This window comes from Pseudomonas sp. HMWF021 (assembly GCF_003061005.1).
GTDB lineage: Bacteria > Pseudomonadota > Gammaproteobacteria > Pseudomonadales > Pseudomonadaceae > Aquipseudomonas.
Map to the genome: position 1 here is coordinate 52,233 of NZ_QAIK01000055.1, position 7,542 is coordinate 59,774.

Sequence of the window (7,542 nt, forward strand, 5' to 3'; positions counted from 1 at the left end):
ATCGGCCCGCCGCTGGCGCAATACGCACGCAGCCTGCTGGGAGTCGGCGACCAATAAGCCAAGGAGTACGCCATGAGTGGCCCGCAAAAAGCCAATGACCTGTTGGGACAGATCCCCAAAACCAAAGGCCTGCCGCCGGTGCACTTGTGGAACCCGGACTTCTGCGGCGACATCGACATGCGCATCGCCCGTGACGGCACCTGGTATTACCTGGGTACGCCGATCGGGCGCAAGCCGATGGTCAAGCTGTTCTCCACCATCATTCGCCGCGACGGCGATGATTATTTCCTGATCACCCCGGTCGAGAAGGTCGGGATCAAGGTTGACGACGCGCCGTTCGTGGCGATTGCCGTGGAAGTTGAAGGCGAGGGTGAGGCGCAGATGCTGCGCTTCACTACCAATGTCGAAGAAACGGCCGAAGCCGGGCCGGAACATCCGATCCGCGTCGAGATCGACCCGACCACTCAGGAACCTGCGCCTTACGTGCATGTGCGTACCAACCTCGAAGCGCTGATTCACCGCAACGTGTTTTACCAACTGGTGGAACTGGCGGTCAGCCGCGAAATCGACGGGCAGCGCTGGTTGGGCGTTTGGAGCGGCGGCGAGTTCTTCCGCATCGGCCTCGAGCCTTGATCACAATCCCCCTGTAGGAGTGAGCCTGCTCGCGATAGCGGTGTGTCAGTCACCATCAACATTGACTGTTCCACCGCTATCGCGAGCAGGCTCGCTCCTACAGGGGTTTATGTTTCAGCAGAAAATCCCGATTGACTGTTAATCATATGATCATTAGCGTGAACACCCATCGCTAGGCGCTTTGAGGTCTTCATGTCCAGCAGCTTTCATGCATCAACGGTCGATTGGCTAGGCAGCTGGATTGCCGCCGGTCACGTCAAGCCGGGGCAGGCGATCAAGGTCGAGGCGGATCTGGGTGAACAGCTCGGTGTCAGCCGCACCGTGATCCGCGAAGCCATCAAGACGCTCGTCGCCAAAGGCCTGCTCGAAGTCGGGCCAAAAGTCGGCACCCGCGTATTACCAGTGCGGCGCTGGAATCTGTTCGATCCGCAGGTCGTCGGTTGGCTCTCGCGCAATGGCCTGCCGGAAAACTTCGTCGATGACTTGCTCGATTTGCGCCGCACCATCGAACCGATGGCCGTGCGCTGGGCCTGCGAGCGCGCCACTCTGGAGCAGATCCAGGCGGTGCAGTTGGCCTGTAACGCGCTGGAACGGGCGGTCGACAGCGGCATTGATTACAACCGCGCCGACCAGGCCTTCCACGAATGCATTCTGGCCGCCAGCCATAACCAGTTCATCGAGCAAATGGTTCCGGCCCTCGGCGCGTTGCTGGCCGTGTCGTTTGAAGTCAGCGCCGCTGACCCCGATGAACTGCGTCGAACCTTGCCGATCCACAGAGACATGGCCGACGCCATCGCCGCCCGTGACTCCGCGCGCGGCGTATGGGCCTGCATGACCCTGATCGACAACGCAGACCTCGCGATCAAGCGTTTTTACCCGCAGGTGATGGCCGACAAAAAAGCCAGCTGACAAAGCCTAAATTCCCCTGTGGGAGCGGGCTTGCTCGCGAAGGCGGCGTATCAGACACGCCGCCTTTGACTGACACTCCGCTTTCGCGAGCAAGCCCGCTCCCACAGTAAAAGCCACAAGAACCAAGGAGTTGCCATGAGCTGGACCGCCGTAACCCAACACCGCGCCAGACTCGGCGAAGGCCCGTTCTGGGACGCCCCCACCCAGGCGCTGTACTGGGTCGATATCGCCGGCAAACAGGCGTTGCGGCTGATCGGCAACAACGTGCAGATCTGGCAGATGCCCGAGCACGTTTCCGCGTTCATCCCGTGTGCCAGCGGCGATGCGCTGGTGACCCTGAGCAGCGGCGTCTATCGTCTGGATCTCGACTCACCGGGTCTGGAGCCACGCCTGACATTGTTCTGCATCGCCGACCCGCAACCGGGCAATCGGCCCAACGAAGCGCGCTGCGACGTTCAGGGTCGGCTGTGGCTCGGCACCATGCAAAACAACATCGGTGACCACGGCGAAGACCTGCCGGTGGTGCGCCGCTCCGGTGGTCTGTTCCGTATCGATCCCGATCAGCGCGTCACGCCGTTGCTGCGCGGCCTGGGCATTCCCAACACACTGTTGTGGAGCGATGACGGCACCACGCTGCTGTTTGGCGACAGCCTCGACGGGGCACTCAATCGCTATTTCATTCACACCGATGGCAATCTCGATGTCGCCAACCGCTGGTACGGTCCTGACCAGAACGGCGGCCCGGACGGCTCGGCGATGGACGCCGAAGGCTACGTGTGGAATGCCCGCTGGGACGGCAGCTGCCTGCTGCGTCTGACGCCCGAAGGGCAAATCGACCGCAAGATCGATCTGCCCGTCAGCCGCCCGACCAGTTGCGTATTCGGCGGCGAAGGCTTGAAAACCCTGTACATCACCAGCGCCCAGAGTCCGCACAACCATCCACTGGATGGCGCGCTGTTGTCGATGCGGGTCGATGTGCCCGGCAAGTTGTGCACTCGCTTTGCAGGTTGAATCCCAAAATATGGGATGCAAAATTATATATTGAGATTATTTGGTGGTCGGGTTTATAGTCGGCTCCAGCAGTAACACGCACTCACACTTAAAAAGAACAAAACAGGTGAAGTGATGCAGCGAATCTCTATCGCACTCCGTAACGGAGTCAGCGTCTCGCAACGGCCCGGTGTCGCTCGCCGCGCCTGCCTGTTTTGTTTTCACAGTCTTCCAGACCGGACATCGTCAGATGCCCGGTTTTTTTGTGCTTACGAACAGGAGTCCTGATCCATGGCTGAACCTCTTTCCTTGCCGCCGGTGCCCGCGCCGCCGAAGGGTGAGCGTCTGAAAAACAAAGTCGTATTGCTGACCGGCGCCGCTCAAGGCATCGGCGAAGCCATCGTTGCTACCTTCGCCTCGCAGCAGGCCAAACTGGTGATCAGCGATATTCAGGCGGAAAAAGTCGAGAAGGTCGCCGCTCACTGGCGCGAGCAGGGGGCCGACGTGCAGGCGATCAAGGCCGACGTCTCGCGCCAGCAAGATTTGCACGCCATGGCCGAACTGGCGATCGAACTGCACGGGCGCATCGACGTGCTGGTCAACTGCGCCGGGGTCAACGTGTTCCGCGACCCGCTGCAAATGACCGAAGAAGACTGGCGTCGCTGCTTCGCCATTGACCTGGACGGCGCCTGGTACGGCTGCAAAGCCGTGTTGCCGCAGATGATCGAGCAGGGTGTCGGCAGCATCATCAACATCGCCTCGACCCATTCCACCCACATCATTCCCGGCTGCTTCCCGTATCCGGTGGCCAAGCACGGCCTGCTGGGGCTGACCCGGGCGCTGGGCATCGAGTACGCGTCCAAGGGCGTTCGGGTCAACGCCATCGCCCCGGGTTACATCGAGACGCAACTGAACGTCGATTACTGGAACGGTTTTGCCGACCCGCACGCCGAGCGTCAGCGCGCCTTTGATCTGCACCCGCCGAAACGCATCGGCCAGCCGATCGAAGTGGCGATGACCGCCGTGTTTCTGGCCAGTGATGAAGCGCCGTTCATCAACGCCTCGTGCATCACCATCGATGGTGGACGTTCGGTGATGTACCACGACTGAACGGATCGGGTTTGCAGCGCAGAAGTCCGCCTGAAATCCAATCATCATACGATATGACTATTTTCACAGGCTTTGCAGCAGTACGTGTCACGCCACAAGCTGTTTAATTTGCTCAAGAAAAATAACAAGGAGTCAGCTTATGAAACGTCGTTTCGGGATTCGTACCTTGTGCAGTGCCGCGCTGGCGGTCACCGCGTTCAGCCTGAGCAGTACGCTGCTGGCTGCCGACACCGTGAAAATCGGTTTTCTGGTCAAGCAGGCTGAAGAGCCGTGGTTCCAGACCGAATGGGCCTTCGCTGAAAAAGCGGCCAAGGACAAAGGCTTCGAACTGATCAAGATCGCCGTGCCGGACGGCGAGAAAACCCTCTCGGCCATCGACAGCCTCGCCGCCAATGGGGCCAAGGGCTTCGTGATCTGCCCGCCGGATGTCTCGCTCGGCCCGGCGATCATGGCCAAAGCCAAGCTCAATGACCTGAAAGTGATCGCCGTCGACGACCGTTTCGTCGACGCCAGCGGCAAGTTCATGGAAGACGTGCCGTACCTCGGCATGGCCGCATTCGAAGTTGGCCAGAAACAGGGCAACGCGATGGTCGCCGAAGCGAAGAAACGCAACTGGGACTGGAAAGACACCTACGCGGTGGTCAACACCTACAACGAACTCGACACCGGCAAGAAGCGCACCGACGGCTCGATGAAGGCGCTCGAAGACGCCGGCCTGCCGAAAGACCACATCCTGACTGCCGCCCTGAAAACCCTCGACGTACCGGGCAGCATGGACGCCACCAACTCGGCGCTGGTCAAGCTGCCCGGTGCGGCGAAGAACCTGATCATTGGCGGCATGAACGACAACACGGTGCTGGGCGGCGTGCGCGCCACCGAAGCGGCAGGGTTTGCCGCCGCCAACGTGATCGGTATCGGCATCAACGGCACCGACGCCATTGGCGAACTGAAAAAGCCCAACAGCGGTTTCTTCGGTTCGATGCTGCCAAGCCCGCACATCGAAGGCTACAAGACCGCCGAGATGATGTACGAGTGGGTCACCACTGGCAAAGAACCGCCGAAATACACGGCGATGGACGACGTCACCCTGATCACCCGCGAGAACTTCAAGCAAGAGCTGGAAAAAATCGGCCTGTGGAATTGATGGCTGCTCGATCGGTGTGAAGAGGTGACTCAGATGCACGCGCAAGTACACACACATGAAAGCAGCGCCGGCGGCAGCCTGCGCTTCAACGGGATCGGCAAGACCTTTCCCGGGGTCAAGGCGCTGGACGCCATCAGCTTCGTCGCCCATCCGGGGCAGGTACACGCCTTGATGGGCGAGAACGGCGCTGGCAAATCGACGCTGCTGAAAATTCTTGGCGGCGCCTACATTCCCAGCAGTGGCGAGTTGCAGATCGGCGAGCAGACCATGGCCTTCAAGTCGACCGCCGACAGTATTGGCAACGGCGTCGCGGTGATTCACCAGGAGCTGCATCTGGTGCCGGAAATGAGCGTGGCCGAGAACCTGTTTCTCGGTCATCTGCCGGCCAGTTTCGGCCTGATCAATCGTGGCGTGCTGCGCCAGAACGCCCTGGCCTGCCTCAAGGGGCTGGCCGATGAAATCGATCCGCAGACCAAGGTCGGGCGCCTGTCGCTCGGCCAGCGGCAACTGGTGGAAATCGCCAAGGCGCTGTCCCGTGGCGCGCATGTGATCGCTTTCGATGAGCCGACCAGCAGCCTCTCGGCCCGCGAAATCGACCGTTTGATGGCGATCATCAGCCGCTTGCGCGATGAGGGCAAAGTGGTGCTCTACGTCTCCCATCGCATGGAAGAAGTGTTCCGCATTTGCGACGCGGTGACGGTGTTCAAGGACGGCCGTTACGTGCGCACCTTCGATGACATGAGCCAGTTGACCCACGATCAACTGGTGACCTGCATGGTCGGGCGCGACATTCAGGACATCTACGATTACCGCAGTCGTCCACGCGGCGCGGTGGCGTTGAAGGTCGACGGTTTGCTCGGCCCGGGGCTGCGTGAGCCGGTGAGTTTCGAGGCGCACAAGGGCGAGATTCTCGGCTTGTTTGGTCTGGTCGGGGCCGGGCGCACCGAGCTGTTTCGCTTGCTCAGCGGGCTTGAACGCAACACCGCCGGGCGCCTCGAATTGCGCGGGCATGAATTGAAGTTGCGCTCACCGCGTGATGCGATTGCCGCCGGGATCCTGCTGTGCCCCGAGGACCGCAAGAAGGAGGGAATCATCCCGCTGGCCAGCGTCGCCGAGAACATCAACATCAGCGCGCGCGGCGCCAATGCCAGCCTCGGCTGCCTGCTGCGCGGGCTGTGGGAGAAGGGCAACGCCGACAAGCAGATCAAGGCGCTGAAAGTCAAAACTCCGCACGCCGGTCAGCCGATCAAATTCCTCTCCGGCGGCAATCAGCAGAAGGCCATTCTCGGGCGCTGGCTGTCGATGCCGATGAAGGTGCTGCTGCTCGACGAGCCGACTCGCGGCATCGACATCGGCGCCAAAGCCGAGATCTACCAGATCATCCATAACCTGGCCGCCGACGGTATTTCGGTGATCGTGGTGTCCAGCGACCTGATGGAGGTGATGGGCATTTCCGACCGCATTCTGGTGCTCTGCGAAGGCGCGTTGCGCGGCGAAGTCAGCCGCGACCAGGCCAATGAATCCAACCTGTTGCAACTGGCTTTGCCGCGCCATCGCGCTGACGGCGTGGCGAACTGAGAGGTGAACATGATGACCATCCAAAACAAGGCGTTGCCGACTCCCCGCAAACCGCTGGACCTGCGGCGCTTCCTCGATGACTGGGTCATGCTGCTGGCGGCCATTGGCATCTTCGTCGCCTGCACCTTGCTGATCGACAACTTCCTCTCGCCACTGAACATGCGGGGGCTGGGGCTGGCGATTTCCACCACCGGCATTGCCGCGTGCACCATGCTGTATTGCCTGGCGTCGGGGCATTTCGACCTGTCGGTGGGTTCGGTGATCGCCTGCGCCGGGGTGGTGGCGGCAGTGGTGATGCGCGACACCAACAGCGTGTTCCTCGGCGTCAGCGCGGCGCTGGTGATGGGCCTGATTGTCGGGCTGATCAACGGCATCGTGATTGCCAAGCTGCGGGTCAACGCGCTGATCACCACGCTGGCGACCATGCAGATCGTTCGTGGCCTGGCCTACATTTTTGCCAACGGCAAAGCGGTGGGCGTGTCGCAGGAATCATTCTTCGTTTTCGGCAACGGCCAGTTGTTCGGCGTGCCGGTGCCGATCCTGATCACCATCGTCTGCTTCCTGTTTTTCGGCTGGCTGCTGAACTACACCACCTACGGGCGCAACACCATGGCCATCGGCGGTAACCAGGAAGCGGCGTTGCTTGCCGGGGTGAACGTCGACCGGACCAAGATCATCATTTTCGCCGTGCACGGCGTGATCGGTGCGCTGGCCGGGGTGATACTGGCCTCGCGCATGACTTCCGGGCAGCCGATGATCGGCCAGGGTTTCGAATTGACCGTGATCTCGGCGTGCGTATTGGGCGGGGTGTCGTTGAGCGGCGGGATCGGCATGATCCGCCACGTGATTGCCGGGGTGCTGATTCTGGCGATCATCGAGAATGCGATGAACCTGAAGAACATCGACACGTTTTATCAGTATGTGATTCGCGGTTCGATTCTGTTGCTGGCCGTCGTCATCGATCGCCTGAAACAACGGTAAACCGCATTCCCATGTAGGAGTGAGCCTGCTCGCGATAGCGTCCTTTCAGTCACATCGTTGCTGGATGTACCGACGTCATCGCGAGCAGGCTCACTCCCACAATAGATCGCGCCGTTCTCCCGCCTCTCGTCACCTTCCCCAAAATTTCCCTTGCCCGCCCGCGCCCGTTTCGGGTATCACTTTGTACATGATTAGAC

Annotated in this window: 7 protein-coding genes; all 7 read left to right on the forward strand. The window is 60.8% G+C overall.

The window, feature by feature from the left end:
• The first annotated feature begins 72 nt into the window (after positions 1–72).
• The 7 genes from DBR18_RS07540 to araH all read left to right on the forward strand — a co-directional run bounded on the left by DBR18_RS07540 (position 73) and on the right by araH (position 7,345).
• Positions 73–633: a DUF1285 domain-containing protein gene (locus DBR18_RS07540; protein ID WP_108589873.1), complete on the forward strand. Its 561-nt coding sequence runs from the start codon at positions 73–75 to the stop codon at positions 631–633.
• Positions 634–825: 192 nt separating this feature from the next.
• Positions 826–1,542: a FadR/GntR family transcriptional regulator gene (locus tag DBR18_RS07545; RefSeq protein WP_108589874.1), complete on the forward strand. Its 717-nt coding sequence runs from the start codon at positions 826–828 to the stop codon at positions 1,540–1,542.
• A 135-nt stretch (positions 1,543–1,677) separates the two neighbouring features.
• The gene (locus tag DBR18_RS07550; RefSeq protein ID WP_108589875.1) at positions 1,678–2,553 is read left to right on the forward strand and encodes an SMP-30/gluconolactonase/LRE family protein; all 876 of its coding nucleotides are present in this window, start codon (positions 1,678–1,680) and stop codon (positions 2,551–2,553) included.
• A gap of 270 nt (positions 2,554–2,823) precedes the next feature.
• Complete coding sequence (locus DBR18_RS07555; RefSeq protein ID WP_108589876.1) at positions 2,824–3,642, forward strand: SDR family oxidoreductase; 819 nt, start codon at positions 2,824–2,826, stop codon at positions 3,640–3,642.
• Between the two features lie 139 nt (positions 3,643–3,781).
• The gene (locus DBR18_RS07560) at positions 3,782–4,786 is read left to right on the forward strand and encodes a substrate-binding domain-containing protein (protein ID WP_108589877.1); all 1,005 of its coding nucleotides are present in this window, start codon (positions 3,782–3,784) and stop codon (positions 4,784–4,786) included.
• Between the two features lie 33 nt (positions 4,787–4,819).
• Complete coding sequence (gene araG, locus DBR18_RS07565) at positions 4,820–6,364, forward strand: L-arabinose ABC transporter ATP-binding protein AraG (protein WP_108589878.1); 1,545 nt, start codon at positions 4,820–4,822, stop codon at positions 6,362–6,364.
• A gap of 12 nt (positions 6,365–6,376) precedes the next feature.
• Positions 6,377–7,345: an L-arabinose ABC transporter permease AraH gene (gene araH, locus DBR18_RS07570; RefSeq protein WP_027612371.1), complete on the forward strand. Its 969-nt coding sequence runs from the start codon at positions 6,377–6,379 to the stop codon at positions 7,343–7,345.
• Positions 7,346–7,542 lie beyond the last annotated feature (197 nt).

What these genes read in the sequence shown, in the direction of transcription:
- DBR18_RS07560 (WP_108589877.1), top strand. Translation starts at nt 3,782, where the DNA reads ATGAAACGTCGTTTCGGGATTCGTACCTTGTGCAGTGCCGCGCTGGCG.
- araG (WP_108589878.1), top strand. Translation starts at nt 4,820, where the DNA reads ATGCACGCGCAAGTACACACACATGAAAGCAGCGCCGGCGGCAGCCTG.
- DBR18_RS07550 (WP_108589875.1), top strand. Translation starts at nt 1,678, where the DNA reads ATGAGCTGGACCGCCGTAACCCAACACCGCGCCAGACTCGGCGAAGGC.
- DBR18_RS07540 (WP_108589873.1), top strand. Translation starts at nt 73, where the DNA reads ATGAGTGGCCCGCAAAAAGCCAATGACCTGTTGGGACAGATCCCCAAA.
- araH (WP_027612371.1), top strand. Translation starts at nt 6,377, where the DNA reads ATGACCATCCAAAACAAGGCGTTGCCGACTCCCCGCAAACCGCTGGAC.
- DBR18_RS07545 (WP_108589874.1), top strand. Translation starts at nt 826, where the DNA reads ATGTCCAGCAGCTTTCATGCATCAACGGTCGATTGGCTAGGCAGCTGG.
- DBR18_RS07555 (WP_108589876.1), top strand. Translation starts at nt 2,824, where the DNA reads ATGGCTGAACCTCTTTCCTTGCCGCCGGTGCCCGCGCCGCCGAAGGGT.